This is a genomic window from Bradyrhizobium sp. SOJA106, assembly GCF_059448745.1.
Genome location: NZ_CM182549.1, coordinates 6,702,588 through 6,720,960, shown reverse-complemented (window position 1 = coordinate 6,720,960; position 18,373 = coordinate 6,702,588). Strand labels below are relative to the sequence as shown.

19 protein-coding genes are annotated in these 18,373 nt (G+C 65.1%); 12 read left to right on the top strand and 7 right to left on the bottom strand.

Translation table 11 applies throughout. The annotated features are described in order from the left end of the window. Positions 1 to 29: 29 nt before the first annotated feature. The 3 genes from AC5V87_RS31720 (at position 30) to AC5V87_RS31710 (ending at position 3,329) form a co-directional block, all read left to right on the top strand. Positions 30 to 956, top strand: coding sequence for an SMP-30/gluconolactonase/LRE family protein (locus AC5V87_RS31720; RefSeq protein WP_456843159.1), 927 nt, complete (start codon positions 30 to 32; stop codon positions 954 to 956). 116 nt (positions 957 to 1,072) lie between these two features. Then, positions 1,073 to 1,666, top strand: a complete 594-nt coding sequence (locus AC5V87_RS31715) for a GNAT family N-acetyltransferase (RefSeq protein ID WP_456843160.1) — start codon at positions 1,073 to 1,075, stop codon at positions 1,664 to 1,666. A 16-nt stretch (positions 1,667 to 1,682) separates the two neighbouring features. Further along, positions 1,683 to 3,329: a GMC family oxidoreductase gene (locus AC5V87_RS31710; RefSeq protein ID WP_456843161.1), complete on the top strand. Its 1,647-nt coding sequence runs from the start codon at positions 1,683 to 1,685 to the stop codon at positions 3,327 to 3,329. Between the two features lie 1,052 nt (positions 3,330 to 4,381). Here the strand turns inward: AC5V87_RS31710 and AC5V87_RS31705 are convergent. After that, a complete protein-coding gene (locus tag AC5V87_RS31705) occupies positions 4,382 to 5,224 on the bottom strand; it encodes an AAA family ATPase (RefSeq protein WP_456843162.1) in 843 nt (280 codons plus the stop codon). Positions 5,225 to 5,329: 105 nt separating this feature from the next. After that, complete coding sequence (locus AC5V87_RS31700) at positions 5,330 to 5,575, bottom strand: GlsB/YeaQ/YmgE family stress response membrane protein (RefSeq protein WP_237865832.1); 246 nt, start codon at positions 5,573 to 5,575, stop codon at positions 5,330 to 5,332. Between the two features lie 123 nt (positions 5,576 to 5,698). Here AC5V87_RS31700 and AC5V87_RS31695 point away from each other — a divergent pair, with 123 nt between their 5' ends. From AC5V87_RS31695 to sseA, 3 genes are all read left to right on the top strand, one after another. Further along, positions 5,699 to 6,874, top strand: coding sequence for a vWA domain-containing protein (locus tag AC5V87_RS31695; RefSeq protein WP_495368839.1), 1,176 nt, complete (start codon positions 5,699 to 5,701; stop codon positions 6,872 to 6,874). 219 nt (positions 6,875 to 7,093) lie between these two features. Beyond that, positions 7,094 to 7,507 (top strand): rhodanese-like domain-containing protein, encoded by a 414-nt coding sequence (locus tag AC5V87_RS31690; RefSeq protein WP_456843164.1) that lies wholly within the window; start codon positions 7,094 to 7,096, stop codon positions 7,505 to 7,507. Between the two features lie 200 nt (positions 7,508 to 7,707). Further along, positions 7,708 to 8,565 (top strand): 3-mercaptopyruvate sulfurtransferase, encoded by an 858-nt coding sequence (gene sseA / locus AC5V87_RS31685; RefSeq protein WP_495368838.1) that lies wholly within the window; start codon positions 7,708 to 7,710, stop codon positions 8,563 to 8,565. Positions 8,566 to 8,619: 54 nt separating this feature from the next. Here sseA and AC5V87_RS31680 read toward each other — a convergent pair whose 3' ends face one another. Further along, positions 8,620 to 9,375, bottom strand: coding sequence for a hypothetical protein (locus tag AC5V87_RS31680; RefSeq protein ID WP_495368837.1), 756 nt, complete (start codon positions 9,373 to 9,375; stop codon positions 8,620 to 8,622). Between the two features lie 366 nt (positions 9,376 to 9,741). Here AC5V87_RS31680 and AC5V87_RS31675 point away from each other — a divergent pair, with 366 nt between their 5' ends. Both AC5V87_RS31675 and AC5V87_RS31670 read left to right on the top strand, forming a co-directional pair. Then, a complete protein-coding gene (locus tag AC5V87_RS31675; RefSeq protein WP_495368836.1) occupies positions 9,742 to 11,019 on the top strand; it encodes a L,D-transpeptidase in 1,278 nt (425 codons plus the stop codon). A 146-nt stretch (positions 11,020 to 11,165) separates the two neighbouring features. Beyond that, positions 11,166 to 12,134, top strand: coding sequence for an NAD-dependent epimerase/dehydratase family protein (locus AC5V87_RS31670; protein ID WP_456843168.1), 969 nt, complete (start codon positions 11,166 to 11,168; stop codon positions 12,132 to 12,134). Between the two features lie 3 nt (positions 12,135 to 12,137). Here the strand turns inward: AC5V87_RS31670 and AC5V87_RS31665 are convergent, their stop codons facing one another. Continuing rightward, complete coding sequence (locus AC5V87_RS31665; protein ID WP_495368835.1) at positions 12,138 to 13,100, bottom strand: D-2-hydroxyacid dehydrogenase family protein; 963 nt, start codon at positions 13,098 to 13,100, stop codon at positions 12,138 to 12,140. A gap of 134 nt (positions 13,101 to 13,234) precedes the next feature. Then, complete coding sequence (locus AC5V87_RS31660) at positions 13,235 to 13,450, bottom strand: hypothetical protein (protein WP_495368834.1); 216 nt, start codon at positions 13,448 to 13,450, stop codon at positions 13,235 to 13,237. A 233-nt stretch (positions 13,451 to 13,683) separates the two neighbouring features. On the opposite strand from AC5V87_RS31660, the gene ettA reads away from it, so the two are divergent. Continuing rightward, positions 13,684 to 15,333 carry an energy-dependent translational throttle protein EttA gene (gene ettA, locus AC5V87_RS31655; RefSeq protein ID WP_495368833.1) on the top strand — a complete coding sequence of 550 codons (1,650 nt, stop codon included), beginning with the start codon at positions 13,684 to 13,686 and terminating at the stop codon, positions 15,331 to 15,333. 7 nt (positions 15,334 to 15,340) lie between these two features. Then, the gene (locus tag AC5V87_RS31650; RefSeq protein ID WP_456843171.1) at positions 15,341 to 16,567 is read left to right on the top strand and encodes a lytic murein transglycosylase; all 1,227 of its coding nucleotides are present in this window, start codon (positions 15,341 to 15,343) and stop codon (positions 16,565 to 16,567) included. A gap of 86 nt (positions 16,568 to 16,653) precedes the next feature. Here AC5V87_RS31650 and AC5V87_RS31645 read toward each other — a convergent pair whose 3' ends face one another. Together AC5V87_RS31645 and AC5V87_RS31640 are read right to left on the bottom strand one after the other, a co-directional pair. Further along, positions 16,654 to 16,938 carry a hypothetical protein gene (locus AC5V87_RS31645; RefSeq protein ID WP_456843172.1) on the bottom strand — a complete coding sequence of 95 codons (285 nt, stop codon included), beginning with the start codon at positions 16,936 to 16,938 and terminating at the stop codon, positions 16,654 to 16,656. A 223-nt stretch (positions 16,939 to 17,161) separates the two neighbouring features. Further along, positions 17,162 to 17,485 (bottom strand): hypothetical protein, encoded by a 324-nt coding sequence (locus AC5V87_RS31640; protein WP_495368832.1) that lies wholly within the window; start codon positions 17,483 to 17,485, stop codon positions 17,162 to 17,164. Positions 17,486 to 17,627: 142 nt separating this feature from the next. Here AC5V87_RS31640 and AC5V87_RS31635 point away from each other — a divergent pair, with 142 nt between their 5' ends. Together AC5V87_RS31635 and AC5V87_RS31630 are read left to right on the top strand one after the other, a co-directional pair. After that, positions 17,628 to 17,921, top strand: coding sequence for a hypothetical protein (locus AC5V87_RS31635; protein ID WP_456843174.1), 294 nt, complete (start codon positions 17,628 to 17,630; stop codon positions 17,919 to 17,921). Between the two features lie 150 nt (positions 17,922 to 18,071). After that, the gene (locus AC5V87_RS31630; protein WP_456843175.1) at positions 18,072 to 18,344 is read left to right on the top strand and encodes a (2Fe-2S)-binding protein; all 273 of its coding nucleotides are present in this window, start codon (positions 18,072 to 18,074) and stop codon (positions 18,342 to 18,344) included. Positions 18,345 to 18,373 lie beyond the last annotated feature (29 nt).

The following is an 18,373-nucleotide window of genomic DNA, read 5'->3' as shown; positions in this document are numbered from 1 at the left end:
CCATAACAAGCAAGCCGGGAGGGTAGCCCATGTCTGACGTCCGCGTTCTCGCCACCGATCTCGAATTTCCCGAAGGGCCGGTCGTGATGCCGGACGGTTCGGTGGTGCTGGTGGAGATCCGCGGCCAGCGGCTGACGCGCATTTATCCCGACGGCCGCAAGGAGGTCGTCGCCAAGGTGCCGGGCGGCCCGAACGGCGCCGCCCTCGGCCCCGACGGCAAGATCTACATCTGCAACAATGGCGGCTTCTCCTGGATCCCGACCCGCAACATGATCATGCCGGGCCCGCAGCCTGCCGATTATCTCGGCGGCTCGATCCAGCGCGTCGACCTGCAATCCGGCAAGGTCGAGACCGTCGTGACCAAATGCGGCGAGCACGATCTGCGCGGGCCGAATGATCTTGTGTTCGACAAGCAGGGGGGCCTCTGGTTCTCCGATCTCGGCAAGCGCCGCGCGCGCGAGATGGATGTCGGCGGCATGTATTATCTCAAGCCCGGCATGAGCGAGATCGTCGAGGTGGTGCACGGCGTGCTGCCGGCCAACGGCATCGGGCTGTCGCCAGACGAGAACACGGTCTATATCGCGGAGACGCCGACGGGCCGCCTCTGGGCCTATGAGCTGTCCGCGCCCGGCACGCTCAAGCCGCGCGACGCGATCTATCGCGGCGAGCGGGGCAAGCCGATCTGCGGCCTCGGCGGCTACCAGATGTTCGATTCGCTCGCGGTCGAAGCCAACGGCAATGTTTGCGTCGCCACGCTCGTTTCCGGCTGCATCTCAGTGATCGCGCCCGATGGCACCCTGGTCGAGCAGGTCCCGACCGGCGACCGCGTCACCACCAACATCGCCTTCGGCGGCCCCGAGCTGAAGACCGCCTACATCACGTTGTCGGGCAGAGGCGAGCTGATCGCCATGGACTGGCCCCGCGGCGGTTTGCCGTTGAACTTTTTGAATAAATGACGATTGCGCCTTGCGCAATCGTCATTCCGGGGCGATGCGAAGCATCGAGCCCGGAATCTCGAGATTCCGGGTCTGGTCCTTCGGACCATCCCGGAATGACGTAGGAGAAAGTTTCAATGCCCTGGCCTGATCCCATCACCCTGCGTGGACAGCACGCCCGTCTCGAGCCGCTGTCGCACGCGCATCGCGAAGGGCTGATGGAGGCCGTGAAGGACGGCGAACTCTACACGATCTGGTACACCGCGATCCCGACGCCGGAGAACGTCGCCAAGGAGATCGACCGCCGTCTCGGTCTCCAGGCCGCGGGCTCGATGCTGCCCTTCACTGTGTTCGATGCCGCCGGCAGGATCGTCGGCCAGACCACCTACATGAACATCGATGCCGCCAACCGACGCGTCGAGATCGGCTCGACCTGGTACGCGAAGAGCGCGCAGCGTGGCCCGCTCAACACCCAATGCAAGCTGCTGCTGCTCACCCACGCCTTCGAGGCACTCAGCTGCATTGCGGTCGAGTTCCGCACGCATTTCTTCAACCACCAGAGCCGCCGCGCCATCGAGCGTCTCGGCGCCAAGCAGGACGGCATTTTGCGCAGCCACCAGGTGGCGCCGAACGGCACGCTGCGCGACACCGTGGTCTACAGCATCACCGCCGCCGAATGGCCGACGGTGAAAACGCATTTGAACTATCAACTCAATGAAAAGCCGCGCTAGGAGCGGCCGAGGCACCATGGATAGATTCGACTATGTGATCGTCGGCGCGGGCTCTGCCGGCTGCGTGCTCGCCAGCCGGCTCAGCGAAGATCCGAATGTCAGCGTCTGCGTGCTCGAGGCGGGCCCTTCCGACTGGCATCCCTACATCCATCTGCCGGCCGGCTTCATCAAGACCTTCCACATGAAGAGCATCAACTGGGCCTACCAGCAGGAGCCCGGCCCTTACACCGGCGGCCGCAGCATCTATGCGCCGCGCGGCAAGACGCTCGGCGGCTCGTCCTCGATCAACGGCCACATCTACAATCGCGGCCAGCGCATGGATTTCGACACCTGGGCGCAGATGGGCAATCGCGGCTGGGGCTATGCCGACGTGCTGCCTTACTTCCGCCGGCTGGAGAGGCGGGTCGGCGAGGGCGAGGCGCTCTATCGCGGCCGCGAGGGCAGCCTCACGGTCACCACCATGGACTGGCGCGATCCGCTCTGCGAGGCCTTCATGGAAGGCGCGGTCTCGCTCGGCATTCCCCGCAACCCCGACTACAACGGCAAGACCCAGGAAGGCGTTTCCTACTGCCAGCGCACCATCAACAACGGCCTGCGCGTCTCCGCCGCGACCGCGTTCCTTAGGCCCGCGATGAAGCGGCCCAATGTGCATGTGCATACGCATGCGCACGCGACCGAGATCGTCTTCGAAGGCAAGCGCGCCGTCGGCGTGCGCTACAGCAAGGGTGGCCGCGGCGGCCAGCCGGTGGAAGTGCGTGCCAACAAGGAAGTGATCCTTTCCGGCGGCACCTACAATTCGCCGCAGCTCCTGCAGCTCTCCGGGATAGGCTCGCCTGATCTGTTGCAGCAGCACGGCATCGCGGTACGTCACGCGCTTCCGGTCGGCGAGGGCCTGCAGGACCATTACGCCCCGCGCACGGTGGCGCGAGTCAAGGATATCAAGACCATCAACGAGCTCCGTCGCGGCTGGCGTCTCTGGGTCGAGGCGATGAAATGGGCCACCGCGCGCCGCGGCCTGCTGTCGCTCTCGCCGACCATGGTCTATTGCTTCTGGCACTCCGGCGAGAGCGCGGAGAGCTCCGACCTCCAGCTCACCTTCACGCCGGCGTCCTACAAGGAGGGCGTGCAGGGCCAGCTCGAGGACGAGCCCGGCATGACCGTGGCCTCCTGGCAGCAGCGCCCGGAGAGCCGCGGCTATGTCCGCATCCGCTCCAACGATCCGTTCGCGCCGCCGATCATCCAGACCAACTATCTCGACGCCGAGCTCGACCGCCGCGTCATCGTTGCCGGCATGAAGCTCGCGCGTCGCCTTTTGAAGTCCGCGCCGCTCTCGCCCTATTACGCCTATGAGGATTTCCCCGGCCCCAACGTCAACACCGACGACGAATTCTTAGCAGCCGCCACCCAGCGCGGCACCACCACCTTCCACCCCGGCTGCACCTGCCGCATGGGCCCGGCGGACTCGACCTGGGCCGTCGTCGACGACCACCTCCGCGTCCATGGCCTCGAAGGCCTTCGCGTCATCGACGCCTCGGTGATGCCGCGGATGATCTCGGCCAATTTGAACGCGTCGACGATGATGATCGCCGACCGCGCCTCGGATTTGATCCGGGGCAAGCAACCGATGGAAGCCGCAAGGATTCCGGACACCGCGGTAGCGTGAGGCCAAAGTCGGCCGGTACCCTGCGCTCGCGTGCCCCGGACGCAGCGCAGCGTGCCGCCTCTTCGCGGCGTGGTGCGCTGCAGAGCTGGGGCCCATGTCACCGCATTGTACCATGTCGCCTCTGGGTCCGGCTCTGCGCAGCAGCGTTGCACGCTGCAGCGCGTCCGGGACACGAGAGTGTGCCGAGCCGTGGTCCCGTCGGGCAAAACACCCCGCACGCCGTCAACCCCTTCCCGCAAAAATATTCCGCTTTACCGAAATTCGGAATTGAAGCATAAGATGCGGCAGCCCGGCCCGACGAAGAGGGGCGGTTCGCGAGTCGTTCGAAACGCGGGCCGGGTTGCGGTGGATGCGGCAGCGTCGTGTGCGAGATGTCAGGGGCAGGGCGGATTGCTCTCCGTGAGCCCGAGGCTTCGTGCGGACGAGCGGCGCTGAACGCGTACGGCAAAACCGTGTGGTCCTGGCCGTCGTTGCTACGGTCAAGCTCTTGCGGATGCGGCAGTCGCGTCAACCGGCGCGCTGCCGGCGACTTCTGTGAGGGTGAGGGAGGCCAGAGGGAATTCGGCTCCCGGGAGAGCACGGCATAAGCCGTCCGACCACTGCGCAGGGAAGGCCGTGTGTTCGGCTTCACCTGTATGCTGTTGTGCGGTCTCTTTTGCGCTACACGCGCACAGCAGACCGCGGGTGCCGCCGGCACCCGGCCTTCCCTGCGCCCTCCTGTTTGCAGAGGGAGCGAGAGATGAAGCAAAGCTCGGGCGTGATGCGCCGCGAGGCCGCGAAGGTGTGTCTGTGATTCTGGTGCGAGTTGGAGAACGGTCGCGATGCCGCTTGCTCCGTCATTGCGAGGAGCCCTCGCGACGAAGTCGCTGTGCTCGCAATGACGTGGAGAGAGCGTGTGCGTCACATTCCACTCTCGTGCCCCGGACGCAGCGCAGCGCCGTTGCGGTGCGCTGCAGAGCCGGGGCTCATGTCGCTGTATTGCACCGTGTGGCCCCTGGGTCGGCTCTGCGCAGCAGCGTTTCACGCTGCAGCGCGTCCGGGACATGAGCGGCCTACACTTCCCTTCGGCTCAAAAACGCCAGCCGCTCGAACAGATGCACATCCTGCTCGTTCTTCAGCAGTGCGCCGTGCAGCGGCGGGATCAGTTTGCGCGGATCGCGTTCGCGCAGTTGCTCGGCGCTCATGTCCTCGTTGAGCAGCAGCTTGAGCCAGTCGAGCAGCTCGGAGGTCGATGGCTTCTTCTTCAACCCCGGCACTTCGCGCACCTCGAAGAAGATGCGCAAGGCTTCCTCGACCAGGCGCTTCTTGATGCCGGGGAAGTGGACGTCGACGATGCGGCTCATCGTGTCGGCGTCGGGGAATTTGATGTAGTGGAAGAAGCAGCGGCGCAGGAAGGCGTCCGGCAGCTCCTTCTCGTTGTTGGAGGTGATCATCATGATCGGGCGCTGCTTGGCCTTGATCGTCTCGCCGGTCTCGTAGACGTGGAATTCCATGCGGTCGAGCTCGAGCAGCAAATCGTTGGGGAATTCGATGTCGGCCTTGTCGATCTCGTCGATCAGCAGCACCGGGCGCTGCTCGCTGGTGAAAGCTTCCCACAGCTTGCCGCGCTTGATGTAGTTCCTGATGTCGGACACGCGGGCATCGCCGAGCTGGCTGTCGCGCAGGCGCGACACCGCGTCGTATTCGTAGAGGCCCTGCTGCGCCTTGGTGGTGGACTTGATGTGCCAGGTGAGCAGCGGCGCGTTCAGCGCTTTCGCCACTTCCTCCGCCAGCACGGTCTTGCCGGTGCCGGGCTCGCCCTTCACCAGCAGCGGGCGCTCGAGCACGATCGAGGCGTTGACGGCGACCTTGAGATCGTCGGTCGCAACATAGTCCTTGGTGCCGGAAAATTTCATTGCGCGTCCTTGTTGGTCGTCGGCCGGGACATGGCCAATTTCATGGCCCCGGTCGCGACATGGGAACGGCCGCACGCGGCGGCCGTTCCTGGTTCGGTCAGGCTTTCAGGCCCGTCTTATCAGCGAAAGGATCACCAGCACAATCACTGCCCCGATCGTGGCATCGACGATGGCGCCGATCGTGCCGGTGGCGAGCTCGATGTGAAGCTGCGGCAGCACCCAACTTGCGACCAGCGCGCCGATGATGCCGACCACGATGTTTCCGATCAGGCCAAATCCCGCCCCGTGGACAATCTTGCCGGCAAGCCAGCCGGCGATCGCGCCGATGATCAGTGCTGCGAGAATTCCCATGGCAAATGCCCCCAAAACCAAGGCTCATCAGGTCCAATTCTAGAGCAAAAAGCTCCTCGGTCCAGACCTCGGCGGCAGGCTGCGCCCCTTGACGTTCGCCACCTGACGGGCAATCTGTCACCCATGTTCCTGCAATTCTTCACCTCTCTGCGCGACGCGCAGGTCCCCGTGACGCTGCGCGAATACCTCACGCTGATGGAGGCGCTCGACGCTGACCTCGCGGACTACACGGTCGAGAATTTCTACTATCTGTCGCGCGCCTCCCTGGTGAAGGACGAGCGCAACCTCGACAAGTTCGATCGCGTCTTCGGCACGGTCTTCAAGGGGCTGGAAAGCCTGCTCGACGCCATGGAGAAGGCGGAGATCCCCGAGGAGTGGCTGAAGAAGCTCGCCGAGAAGTATCTGACGGAAGAAGAGAAGAAGCAGATCGAGGCCATGGGCTGGGACAAGCTCATGGAGACCTTGAAGAAGCGCCTCGAGGAGCAGAAGGGCCGTCACCAGGGCGGCTCCAAGTGGATCGGCACGGCAGGCACCTCGCCGTTCGGCGCCCACGGCTATAACCCTGAAGGCGTACGCATCGGCCAGGAAAAGAACCGCAACAACCGCGCGGTGAAGGTGTGGGACAAGCGCGAGTTCAAGGACCTCGACGGCAATGTCGAGCTCGGCATCCGCAACATCAAGGTGGCGCTGCGGCGCCTGCGCAAATTCGCCCGCACCGGTGCGCCCGACGAGCTCGATCTCGACACCACCATTCGCGAGACCGCCAATCACGGCTATCTCGACGTGCACATGCGTCCCGAGCGGCGCAACGCGGTGAAGCTCCTGGTGTTCTTCGATATCGGCGGCTCGATGGATGCCCATATCGAGCAGGTCGAGGAGCTGTTCTCGGCGGCAAAGAGCGAGTTCAAGCACATGGAGTATTTCTACTTCCACAACTGCCTCTATGAGGGCGTGTGGAAGCAGAACAAGCGCCGCTTCACCGACCGCACGCCGACCTGGGACGTGCTGCACAAATACCCGCACGACTACAAGGTCGTGTTCGTCGGAGATGCCTCGATGTCGCCTTACGAGATCATGGTGCCCGGCGGCTCGGTCGAGCACGTCAACGAGGAGCCGGGCTCGATCTGGCTCGACCGCATCATCCGCACCTATCCGCACGCGGTGTGGCTGAACCCGGTGCAGCAGAAGCACTGGGACTATTCGGAATCGACCACCATCATCAAGCGCATCTTCGCGGGCCGCATGTACCCGATCACGATCGAGGGGCTGGAGAGTGCGATGAAGGAATTGACGCACTGATGCACACTTAGGTCCGGCTCTGTCGGCGACGGGACTGCGCTCCCTCCCCCGCTTGCGGGGGAGGGTCGGGGAGAGGGTTTCTCCACAAGCGACGCTCCCCTAGAGGAGAGAGCCCTCACCCGCGTCGCTTCGCTCCGCGACCTCTCCCGCAAGCGGGAGAGGTAACCTCCACCTCCGGCAGCTCGTCCGGAATGGCGTCGTAACAAGAGGGAGAACCACATGCCCCAAAACATCACCCGCGGGATCAAGGCGCTGATCGACGAGGCCAATGCGGAGATCGAGACGCTCACCGCCAAGGACGCCATCGAGATCTCCAAGAATGGCGACGTCGTCATCGTCGACATCCGCGATCCGCGCGAGATCGAGCGCGACGGCCGCATTCCCGGCGCGTTCGCCTGCACGCGCGGCATGCTCGAATTCTGGATCGATCCGCAGAGCCCCTATGCGAAGCCGATCTTCCAGGAGGACAAGAAGTTCGTCTTCCACTGCGCCGGTGGCTTGCGTTCCGCGCTCGCCGCCAAGACCGCACAGGACATGGGCTTAAAGCCCGTCGCCCACATCGCCGGCGGCTACGCCGCCTGGCGCGATGCCGGCGGGCCGACGGAGCCGTGGGAGCCGAAGAAGAAGGGGTGAGCGGTGCTTCGCTGCCGCTCCGATCTCCGCTGTCATTCCCCGCGAAAGCGGGGAATCCAGTACGCCGCGGCCTCTCGGCTCAACCACAACCGTCTCTGGAATACTGGATCGCCCGGACAAGCCGGACGATGACGCAGAGTTTGACGCGCGCTGCTTCAATCTCACTCGCGCTGCGCGCCCGGAATGACAAGGAAAAGCCAATGACCACCGCCACCGACCCCCTCGTCTCCACCGAATGGCTTGCCGCTCACATCAGCGACGCCGACGTCAGGATCCTCGACGCCAGCTTCAAATTGCCGGGCGTGCTGCCGCTGCCGAAGGACGACTATCTCGCCGCGCATCTGCCCGGGGCTGTCTTCTTCGACGTCGATGCGGTGTCGGATCATTCCAATCCGCTGCCGCACATGTATCCGAGCGCCGAGCAGTTCGGCCGCGACATCGGCAATCTCGGCATCGGAAATAGCGACACCGTCGTGCTCTACGATGCCGGCGGCTGGGTTGCCGCGCCCCGCGCCTGGTGGATGTTCCTCGCCTTCGGCCACAATAATGTGCGCATCCTCAATGGCGGGCTGAAGAAGTGGCGCGCCGAGGGGCGTCCCGTCGAGAGCGGCGAGGTGAAGCCGAAGCCCGCAACCTTCAAGGCGAGCTACGATCCAAAGCGCGTGCGCAGCATGCAGCAATTGGTCGCCAACGTCGAAAGCCGCGCCGAGCAGGTGATCGATGCACGCGCCGCCGACCGCTTCGAGGGCCGCGCGCCCGAGCCGCGCGCGGGCATCCGCTCCGGCCACATCCCCGGCGCGCGCAACGTGCCTTACAACCAGCTGTTCGATGCCGCGACCGGCGAGATGAAGCCGCTCGAGGATCTGCGCGCCGCCTTCACGAATGCCGGCGTCAAGCTCGATGCGCCGATCGTGACGAGCTGCGGCTCCGGCGTCTCCGCCGGCGTGCTCACACTCGCGCTCTATCGCCTGGGGATCACCGACACCGCGCTGTACGACGGCTCATGGTCGGAATGGGGTCAGGAAAACGGCCCGCCGATCGCGACCGGGCCGGCGTAACGCCGCAATGACGGTACGCTCCCTCGCCCCGCTTGCGGGGGAGAGGCGAAGAAATCACCGCGTGCGTGCGGTCGTCGTTGTTGCGAAAGCCGGCTGCTGCTGACGGAACGGATCGAGCTGCTGCTGCAACTGCTGAGGCGGCGGACGCCGGACCACGCGGTGGCGCTTCTTGGCCTTTGCCTTGCGCTTGGTTGCCTTGCCGTCCGACTTGCTGCTCTCGGCCTTGGCCTTCGCCGGCGCTTCGTTCGTGGCCGCGGCGGCGTTCAGCGCGGCGAGTCTTGCGGAGGCGACATCGATGGCCGAGGCCGCGAGGGCGGGGTCAGCCGGTGCCGGCTCGCTGGCGGTTGCGGCAGGCTGGGCCTCGGGGATCGCGGCCGTGGTGTCGGCGGGGGTCAGCGTGTCGGTGGAAGCCGGCGTTGCGGCCGCCACGGTCGGTTCGGGCTTGGCTGGCTCGATGTCCGGCACTTCAGCCGGGGGCGCGGCGGCCTCAGGCTGAACGTCGGGCGCGGTCGTCAGCGCGGCAACCTGTTCGGGCTCGCTCATGGGCAGAGCGATGGTCGGAACCTGGTCGCGGAGCGATGGCGTGGTCTCGGCGGGCAGCTCCGGCTCGGCCCGCAAAACCGCGAGCACCGGCTGCGCGGGCTCGGAGGCTTGCGCGAACACCTTCTCCTGCGGGCCGTTCCGCCAGGAGGGGTTGCTGACATATTGCTCATGGGTCGCCCGCAGCAGCGCGGCGGCGCCTAGGCCGAACACCAGGATGGAGGTTGACAGCAGGATCGCGGCAAGCAGGAAGCGAAAGCCGGGAAGCATCGGACGGGTTGCGAATTTCCGCCCCGACGGCGGTGCCGGGGCCCATGAGCCATCTGAACGCGGTGACGGTACTGATTGCCGCGTTCGCCACGCGGGATCGGAGCTCAAAGCGGTGGCGAATCAGGCTGATTCGACCATATCGCAACGCCTCCGCGCCGTTCCCTAAAATTCGGGGCGGAAGACTCCGGCAATTGACGGGGTGAGGCGATTTCCGCCCCGTGATGCAACGGGGCAACGGTCGGCTTGCGGATCACAAATCGGCAAATCCGGCGCAAATAACCCTGATATGTCTTGAATGTGCCGCGATCTTCGGTCATCTGGCCGTTGACGGCTCGGACGGGGCCCGGGGGCTATACAAGAGCGATGATGATCAAACACTTTCTGACGATATGCGCTGCCGCAACAGTCGCTGCGGCGGGAACCTCGCTCGTGCAGGCTCAGAGCTATCCGGTCCAGCAGGCGCCGAGCTATGGCGCGCCGGCCGAATATCGGCCCGGCGACCGCACCCCGAATTTCGACGCGCTGGACGATGACGACGACGTCATGCCGCAGGCCTCGCTGCCGCCGCCGGGTCCCAGCGGTCCGATCATGTCGCCGGATGATCCGCGCTACGGGCGCCCGGCTGGCGCGCCGGCGTATTCAGCCGCGCAGCCGCAGGGGCCGGTGATGTCGCCCGACGATCCGCGTTATGGCCGCCCGGCCGGCGCCCCGGCGTATTCAGCGGCACAGCCGCAGGGGCCGGTGATGTCGCCCGACGATCCGCGTTATGGCCGCCCGGCCGGCGCCCCGGCGTATTCAGCGGCACAGCCGCAGGGCCCGGTGATGTCGCCCGACGATCCGCGCTACGGCCGTCCTGCCGGCCCGCCACCGGTGATCTATGCCGATCGCCCGGCCCACGCGCCCGCCAATGATGGCCTGCGTCCGCCCGAGGCCGTTGGCGGCCCCGCCGCGACCGGAACGGTTCAGGCCGGCCAGCCGCCTGTCGGCGCCGATGGCCGGCCGATGACGATCGCTTCGCTGCCGCCGGAGGAGCAGCCCGATGCTGCGCCGGCGCAGCTCGCACCGAACCTGCGCCGCCAGGAGGTCGCGTTCCAGACCAAGGAGCCGGCCGGCACGCTCGTGGTCGATACGCCCAACACCTACCTCTATTACGTGCTCGGCAATGGCCGTGCGATCCGCTACGGCGTCCGCGTCGGCCGCGACGGCTTCACCTGGACCGGCGTACAGAAGATCACCCGCAAGGCGGAGTGGCCGGATTGGCATCCGCCGACGGAAATGATCGAGCGCCAGCCCTATCTGCCACGCTTCATGGCCGGCGGCCCCGGCAACCCGCTCGGCGCCCGCGCGATGTATCTCGGCTCGACCGTCTACCGCATCCATGGCACCAACCAGCCCTCGACGATCGGCAAGTTCGTCTCGTCGGGTTGTATCGGCATGCTGAACGAGGACGTCTCCGACCTGTTCGATCGCGTCAAGGTCGGCACCCGCGTGGTGGTGCTGCCAGGCAATCCGCCGGCAGGTACGACGACCGCATCGGCCGCGCCTGCGCCCGGCCCGGCGCCGTTGGCCGCCCAGGCCGGTCCTGTTCCGGGCACGCAGCCGACCGTGGTGCCCCCGCTGCCGGCGCCGGTCACCGTGCGTTGATTTTCGCCGGCAAGAATGACGTGACTGCGGCGCGTGTCCTTCGGCCACGCGCCGCAGTCATTTGACGCATCGCGCATTGCCCACTTGAACGGCTTCACTCCTCGACTACGTCCGCAAGGGATTGCAACGAATTTGAGGAGCACACGATGCGCATTTTTGTTGCGGGCGCGACCGGTGCGATCGGTCATTACCTTGTTCCGGCGTTGCTCGATGCGGGTCACTCCGTGGTCGGGTCGACACGCAGTGCGGCAAAGGCAGACCTCGTGCGTCGACTGGGTGCGGAACCTGTCGTCGCGGACGGCCTCGATGCGGACGGCATGCGCGCTGCCGTCGCTGCGGCAAAACCTGACGTGGTCGTCCACCAGATGACGGATCTCGCGGCCGCCACCGACCTTCGCCATTTCGACCGGGCGTTCGCGCGAACCAATCAGCTTCGCACCCACGGAGTCGACATCCTGCTCGCCGCCGCCCGCGATGCCGGCGCCAAGCGTTTCATTGCGCAGAGCTTCTGCGGTTGGACGTTCAGCCGCACGGGTGGGACGGTGAAGACCGAGTCCGATGAACTCGACCCGCATCCGCCGCAGGAACTGCGACGCACGCTCGAGGCAATCCAGTATCTGGAGCGCACCGTCACCGCGTCAACGACGCCCGAGGGTATCGTGCTGCGCTACGGATTCTTCTATGGACCCGGCACGGGCACGCTCTCGCCGGCGATGACCGACCAGCTCCGCCACCGGCGTGTTCCCGTGATCGGCGATGGCGGCGGCACATGGTCGTTCATTCACACCGAGGATGCCGCGTCTGCCACGCTTGCCGCGATCGAACGCGGACGCGCTGGCAGCATCTATAACATCGTCGACGATCATCCGGCACAGGTCAGGGATTGGTTGCCGACGCTGGCCGAACTGCTCGGTGCCAAGCCACCGCTCCATATTCCGGCTTGGCTCGGGCGCCTGCTGGCCGGCGAACACATGGTTGCGATGATGACCGAGGTGCGAGGCGCGTCCAACCGCAAGGCAAAGGACGAACTCGGCTGGCTGCTGGCGCATCCCTCCTGGCGCGACGGCTTTGCCGATGCGGCGAGACAGTCGATCAGCCAGCGCTCGGCGGCCTGAGGATCAGGCGAGCTTGCGCGGCAACTCCCCGCCCTTGGTGAAGACGTCGATCGCCTCGACCATCTGACCGTAATGAATGCGCAAACCGTCCTCCGTCGCGTAGCCGAGATGCGGCGTCAGCACGAGATTGTCGAGCTTGCGGAAGGGGTGGTCGACCGGGAGCGGCTCGACAGAGAAGACGTCGAGGCCGGCGCCTGCGATCTTCTTCTGCTGCAAGGCCTCGAGCAGCGCGGCCTCATCGACGATGGGTCCCCGCGCGGTGTTGACGAGAAAGGCGGTCGGCTTCATCCGTGCGAGATCGGCGCGGCCGACGAGGCCGCGCGAGCGCTCGCTCAGCACCACATGGATGGTGACGATATCGGCCTTGGTGAACAGCTCCTCCTTGGTGGCGTAACCGACGCCGGCTGCCGCGCACTTCTCCGGCGTCAGGTTCGGGCTCCAGGCGATCACGTTCATGCCGAACGCCTTCGCAATCCCCGCCATCTTGCTGCCGAGCTTGCCGAGCCCGACGATGCCGAGCGTCATCCCCTCGATCTCGACGCCGACAAATGTCTGCCAGGGCTCACCCGCATGCATTCGCGCATTCTCGCGGCCGATGCCGCGGGTCAGCTCCAGGATCAGGCCCATCGCGAGCGGCGCGGTCGGATCGCGCGAATATTGCGTGCCGCCGATGGCGACGCCGCGCGCTTTCGCGGCCTCCATGTCGATCGCGGCATTGCGCATACCCGAGGTGAGCAGCAGCTTCAGCTTCGGCAGGCTGTCGAACAGGCTTTTCGGGAACGCGGTGCGCTCGCGCATCGCGCAAATAATCTCGAAGTCCGCGAGCGCGCTGGCTGCAGCCTGCTCCGAGACGAAGGGATGGCTGAACGCGGTGACGTCGACGCGATCCGACAGCTTCTGCCATTCGGCGACGTCGAGGGCGAGGTTCAAATAGTCGTCGAGAATTGCGCAGCGCAGCCGGCTCATCGGCGGTCATCCATGGCGAGAGGGGACGGCGCTGGGCAATGGGCGCCGTCGTCGGAACCGGGCCATGGTTGCGCGCAATCAGCCTCGCGCGCAAGCAGCTTGCGTCTTCAAAAATGCGATAGGAGGCGAGCCGCTTAGAGGTCGCGAGGCTTCAGCCGGATCGGCGCATCCATGCCATGCTTGGCGCGCCAGGCGGGGCCGGGACCGCGCATGTAGTGCAGCTCGGGCCGGTAAGGGTTGAAGGCGGTGGCGAAGAAGCGCTTCCAGAAGCCCTTGATCTCCGAGACGACGCCAGAGACGTGCCTGGCTTCTGCCGGAACAGGAAGAGAATGGGTCTCGATCAAGGCCATGACGCTGTCTCGCTGTTCTCCCGTTCATTCTGAGCGGGTGGCGCTGTTGCCGCGCGAAACCGAGCTTTGGCCCGCTTTATTAAAAAAAGGTTTCAATTGTCCGGATCCAGGTCCGGATGGTGTCCGTCCCGTATTCATCCGTGGTGAACGGAGGGAAAACATTGCCCTTTCGGGGCGGGATCGTTACATCGGCGGCAAGCAAATTTCCTCAAATCGAAGGTTTCACGGGACCGATGGCGCGCCAGTTCATCTATTTCATGCAGGGCCTGACCAAGAGCTACCCGACCCGGAAGGTGCTCGATAACATCCATCTGAGCTTCTACCCGGACGCCAAGATTGGCGTGCTCGGCGTTAACGGCTCGGGTAAGTCGACGCTGCTCAAGATCATGGCCGGCCTCGACAAGGAATATACCGGCGAGGCCTGGGTCGCCGAGGGCGCCCGCGTCGGCTATCTCGAGCAAGAGCCGCAGCTCGATCCCAAGCTCACCGTGCGCGAGAACGTCATGCAGGGCGTCGCCAAGCAGAAGGCGATTCTCGACCGCTACAACGAGCTGGCGGTCAACTACTCGGACGAAACCGCGGACGAGATGACCAAGCTCCAGGACGAGATCGAAGCCCAGGGCCTCTGGGATCTCGACAGCAAGGTCGACCAGGCCATGGACGCGCTGCGCTGTCCGCCCGACGATGCCGACGTCACGAAACTCTCGGGCGGTGAGCGCCGCCGCGTCGCGCTGTGCCGCCTTTTGCTCGATCAGCCCGAACTGCTGCTGCTGGACGAGCCGACCAACCATCTCGACGCTGAGTCGGTGTCCTGGCTTGAAGGTCATTTGCGCAACTATCCGGGCGCGATCCTGATCGTCACCCACGACCGCTACTTCCTCGACAACGTCACCGGCTGGATCCTCGAGCTCGATCGCGGCCGCGGCATCCCCTATGAGGGCAATTATTCGTCCTGGCTGGTGCAGAAGCAGAAGCGCCTGGAGCAGGAAGGCCGTGAAGAGGCCGCGCACCAGAAGACGCTGGCCCGCGAGCAGGAGTGGGTCGCATCCTCACCCAAGGCGCGCCAGGCGAAGTCGAAGGCGCGCTACCAGCGCTATGAGGAGCTGCTCAAGCAGGCGAGCGAGAAGCAGACCCAGACCGCGCAGATCATCATCCCGGTCGCCGAGCGGCTCGGCGCCAACGTGGTCGACTTCGAAGGTCTCAGCAAAGGCTATGGCGATCGCCTGTTGATCGACGATCTCACCTTCAAGCTGCCGCCCGGCGGCATCGTCGGCGTGATCGGTGCCAACGGCGCCGGCAAGACCACGCTGTTCAAGATGATCACCAAGCAGGAAACGCCGGACAAGGGCACGATCACGATCGGCGAGACCGTGCATCTCGGCTATGTCGACCAATCGCGCGACGCGCTCGACGGCAACAAGACGGTGTGGGAGGAAATCTCCGGCGGCAACGAGCTGATCCTGCTCGGCAAGAAGGAAGTCAACTCGCGCGGCTATTGCTCGGCGTTCAACTTCAAGGGCGCCGACCAGCAGAAGAAGGTCGGCGCGCTCTCCGGCGGTGAACGCAACCGCGTCCATCTCGCCAAGATGCTGAAGTCCGGCGCGAACGTGCTGCTGCTCGACGAGCCGACCAACGATCTCGACGTCGATACGCTCCGCGCGCTCGAAGAGGCGCTGGAGGACTTTGCCGGCTGCGCCGTCATCATCAGCCACGATCGCTGGTTCCTCGACCGTATCGCGACCCATATCCTGGCCTTCGAAGGCGACAGCCATGTCGAATGGTTCGAAGGCAACTTCCAGGATTACGAGAAGGACAAGATGCGCCGGCTCGGCCAGGACAGCATCATCCCGCATCGCGTGAAGTACAAGAAGCTGACGCGGTGATTTCGGCATGATGCGTCGGGCGCTCATCGCTGCGGTGATCATGGTCACCTGCACCTGGTCGTCCGCCCGCGCTGCCGACGCCGCGTTCACGCAGTTCATCGCTTCGCTGTGGCCGGAGGCGCAGGCCGCCGGCGTCTCGCGCGCAACGTTCGATGAACAGACGCGCGGGCTCGAGCCTGACTACAAGCTGCCGGATCTGATCCTGCCGGGCCGGCCCGCGACCGGCGCGCCGTCGCAGGCCGAGTTCGTGCAGGTGCCCGCCGACTACGTGAAAGAAGCTTCGATCGCGCGGCTTGCCGGCGAGGGGCAGCGGCTGCTGCAGAAATATCGTCCGCAACTGACCGAGATCGAGAAAAAGTCCGGCGTGCCGGCGACCGTCATGCTCGCGATCTGGGGTCGCGAGACTGATTACGGCCGCTACACGCTGCCTTACGATCTCGTCCGCGTCCTGGCGACGCAGGCCTATGTCGGCCGCCGCAAGGACACCTATCGCAACGAGTTCATCCTCTCGCTGAAAATTCTGGGCGAGGGTGTGGTGACGCGCAAGGACATGCGTTCATCCTGGGCCGGCGCCACCGGGCTGACGCAGTTTCTGCCGTCCGAATACTACAACCACGGCGTCGACTTCGACGGCGACGGCCGCATCGACATCTGGCACTCGGTGCCGGATGCGCTGGCCTCGGCCGCGCAGCAGCTCGTCAACAAGGGCTGGCAGAGCGGCGTGCGTTGGGCCTACGAGGTGCAGGCGCCCGCGAAAATCGATTGCACCATCGGCGTGCCGGAGGTGACGAAGCCGATCGGCCAATGGTTGCGCGAAGGCTTTGTGCCGGTGCGCGGCGCGAGGCTCAGCGCCGCCGAACAAGCTCAGCCGGCGTCGCTGCTCCAGCCGGAAGGTATCTATGGTCCGTCGTTCCTGACCACGAAGAACTACTTCGTCATCAAGGAATACAATTTCTCCGATCTCTACGTGCTGTTCGTCGGCCATCTCAGCGACCGCATGACGAGCCCGCTGCCGTTCGCGACACCATGGGCCGCCTCGAAGCAGCTGCGCACCAAGGATGTCGAGACCATGCAGCGTGGGCTCACGCGCATCGGGCTCTACAAGGACAAGATCGACGGCAAGGCCGGAATGCAGACGCGCGCTGCGCTCGGCGCTTACCAGAAGTCCGCGGGCCTGAAGGTCGATTGCTGGCCGAGCGAAGAGGTGCTGCGCTCGATCCAGGCGGCGCGCTAGATGTCATGCCAAAAAGAAAAAGCCCGGCCGATATGGTGTCGGCCGGGCTTCGATCGCTGCGCCTCGATGTGCGCCGTGCGATCAGATCAGTAGCAAACGCGAACCGGGCGAACGACCCAGCCGTAGCCGTCCCAATAGCGCTGACGCTGCCAGTAGCAGGGCGGGGGCGGCGGGCCGGGCTCGGCGACGTAAACCGGCCCACCATAGGCCGGACGGCTCGAGGCGATGGCGCCGCCGACGATGGCGCCGCCGATCAGGCCCGCTGCGATACCGGCGCCGACGCCGTCACCGGCTTTGGCGGACGGAGCGGCGGTCACCAGCGAACCGGCGACCGTCGCAACCGTGAGGACGGCAACAATAGTCTTCTTCATGCTCTTGGCTCTCCTGGGAGATGGACGTCCCTTGTTAGGAGCGTCCGGGGGTCAAAGGTTCACGCACACTCTAATGAAATCGACCGTGCAGCTAGGAAGCGCGCAATTGGTCAATCCACGGTAAACGCACACGGAGCTGTGACGAGAAAAAGCGGTCTTTTTCAGGCCCCAGGATGAACGGCGCATCCGTAGTGAACCGGCCACACGCAGCTCAGGCCCCGCCTCAGCCGCAGACTCGGACGCGGCGGACGCGCCAGGCGTAGCCGTCCCAGAAGCGCTGCTTCTGCCAGACACAGCCGTCGCCGTAATAGTCGTCGGCGACATAGCCGGGACCTGGCGCGTAGTAGCGGGGCGGGTAATAGCCCGGTTCATAATATCCGGGCCCAGGTCCGTAATAATACGGAGACGCCAGGGCGCCGCCGACGATGGCGCCGCCAATGATCCCGGCTGCCACGCCTGCGGCGACGCCGCGCTGTGCATAGGCGGGTGTTCCGGCCGTCAAGGCCAGGATGGCGACGGCAGCAACTGCCAGGAGCGACTTCTTCATTGGTTGCCTTTCAACTCAGGGAACTCTTTGGGATCTAAGTCCCATACTCCATTTGAACGATCGATGAACGGTATCTTTGCGGGGTGCGACCAATTGATGTGGATCGCAGGTCCGCCAAAGAGGCGACCTAAAGGAGGCGACGATGGGTAGCGCGATGATCAATGCTTTGATTGCCGCCGGGGTCATCGTCGCGATCGGCTACGGCTGGATCAGCTATCTCCAGAACCGGGGCCGGCGTTCGCGGGCAGCGGCCGGAACGAACGGCGGCAGTGGCGGCGACGGCTATTCCGGATCGAGCGACGGCTTCCCGCTGGGGAGCTGGTTTTCCAGCGACAGCTCGTCAGGCTCGAGCGACAGTTGTTCGAGCAGCGATAGCGGCAGCAGCGGCGGGGATTGTGGAGGCGGCGGCGATGGTGGTGGAGGCGGCGGCGACTGATCTTGATCCAGCGCAATACCGTATTTTAGAGCCGTTCTAGGCTGCTTCCGGGCTAGTTTGGAATAGCTTCAAATACCGGTTTTTCCCTTTGCATCCGGACGGCCCATTAAATATCGATGATGACGCATCACCGAAGGGCCTACCGCTTCCATGATCGTTTGTTCTTGTAACGTGCTGAGCGATGACGACATCCGCGCCGCCGTCGCCGAGTCCGACGATGCCGTGCGTCATGCCAAGCAGGTCTATGGATGCCTCGGATGCAGTGCCGAATGCGGCCGCTGCGCGCGGACGATCAAGACCATCATCGACGAAGCGCTCGGCCCCTGCGCCAAGTCCTGCTGCGCGGGCTGCCCGCACAGCCACACCGTGGCCGCCAATGACGAGACGGCCGAGCCCGCCGAGTTCGCCCTTGCTGCCTGCTGAAAGCTTTCGCAATTCCGGCTGAGCTTTTC

What these genes read in the sequence shown, in the direction of transcription:
- AC5V87_RS31700 (WP_237865832.1), bottom strand. Translation starts at nt 5,575, where the DNA reads ATGGGAATTCTCGCAGCACTGATCATCGGCGCGATCGCCGGCTGGCTT.
- AC5V87_RS31715 (WP_456843160.1), top strand. Translation starts at nt 1,073, where the DNA reads ATGCCCTGGCCTGATCCCATCACCCTGCGTGGACAGCACGCCCGTCTC.
- AC5V87_RS31680 (WP_495368837.1), bottom strand. Translation starts at nt 9,375, where the DNA reads ATGCTTCCCGGCTTTCGCTTCCTGCTTGCCGCGATCCTGCTGTCAACC.
- AC5V87_RS31650 (WP_456843171.1), top strand. Translation starts at nt 15,341, where the DNA reads ATGATGCGTCGGGCGCTCATCGCTGCGGTGATCATGGTCACCTGCACC.
- AC5V87_RS31635 (WP_456843174.1), top strand. Translation starts at nt 17,628, where the DNA reads ATGGGTAGCGCGATGATCAATGCTTTGATTGCCGCCGGGGTCATCGTC.
- AC5V87_RS31640 (WP_495368832.1), bottom strand. Translation starts at nt 17,485, where the DNA reads ATGAAGAAGTCGCTCCTGGCAGTTGCTGCCGTCGCCATCCTGGCCTTG.
- AC5V87_RS31720 (WP_456843159.1), top strand. Translation starts at nt 30, where the DNA reads ATGTCTGACGTCCGCGTTCTCGCCACCGATCTCGAATTTCCCGAAGGG.
- AC5V87_RS31690 (WP_456843164.1), top strand. Translation starts at nt 7,094, where the DNA reads ATGCCCCAAAACATCACCCGCGGGATCAAGGCGCTGATCGACGAGGCC.
- AC5V87_RS31660 (WP_495368834.1), bottom strand. Translation starts at nt 13,450, where the DNA reads ATGGCCTTGATCGAGACCCATTCTCTTCCTGTTCCGGCAGAAGCCAGG.
- ettA (WP_495368833.1), top strand. Translation starts at nt 13,684, where the DNA reads ATGGCGCGCCAGTTCATCTATTTCATGCAGGGCCTGACCAAGAGCTAC.
- AC5V87_RS31675 (WP_495368836.1), top strand. Translation starts at nt 9,742, where the DNA reads ATGATCAAACACTTTCTGACGATATGCGCTGCCGCAACAGTCGCTGCG.
- AC5V87_RS31710 (WP_456843161.1), top strand. Translation starts at nt 1,683, where the DNA reads ATGGATAGATTCGACTATGTGATCGTCGGCGCGGGCTCTGCCGGCTGC.
- AC5V87_RS31670 (WP_456843168.1), top strand. Translation starts at nt 11,166, where the DNA reads ATGCGCATTTTTGTTGCGGGCGCGACCGGTGCGATCGGTCATTACCTT.
- AC5V87_RS31665 (WP_495368835.1), bottom strand. Translation starts at nt 13,100, where the DNA reads ATGAGCCGGCTGCGCTGCGCAATTCTCGACGACTATTTGAACCTCGCC.
- AC5V87_RS31630 (WP_456843175.1), top strand. Translation starts at nt 18,072, where the DNA reads ATGATCGTTTGTTCTTGTAACGTGCTGAGCGATGACGACATCCGCGCC.
- AC5V87_RS31645 (WP_456843172.1), bottom strand. Translation starts at nt 16,938, where the DNA reads ATGAAGAAGACTATTGTTGCCGTCCTCACGGTTGCGACGGTCGCCGGT.
- AC5V87_RS31705 (WP_456843162.1), bottom strand. Translation starts at nt 5,224, where the DNA reads ATGAAATTTTCCGGCACCAAGGACTATGTTGCGACCGACGATCTCAAG.
- sseA (WP_495368838.1), top strand. Translation starts at nt 7,708, where the DNA reads ATGACCACCGCCACCGACCCCCTCGTCTCCACCGAATGGCTTGCCGCT.
- AC5V87_RS31695 (WP_495368839.1), top strand. Translation starts at nt 5,699, where the DNA reads ATGTTCCTGCAATTCTTCACCTCTCTGCGCGACGCGCAGGTCCCCGTG.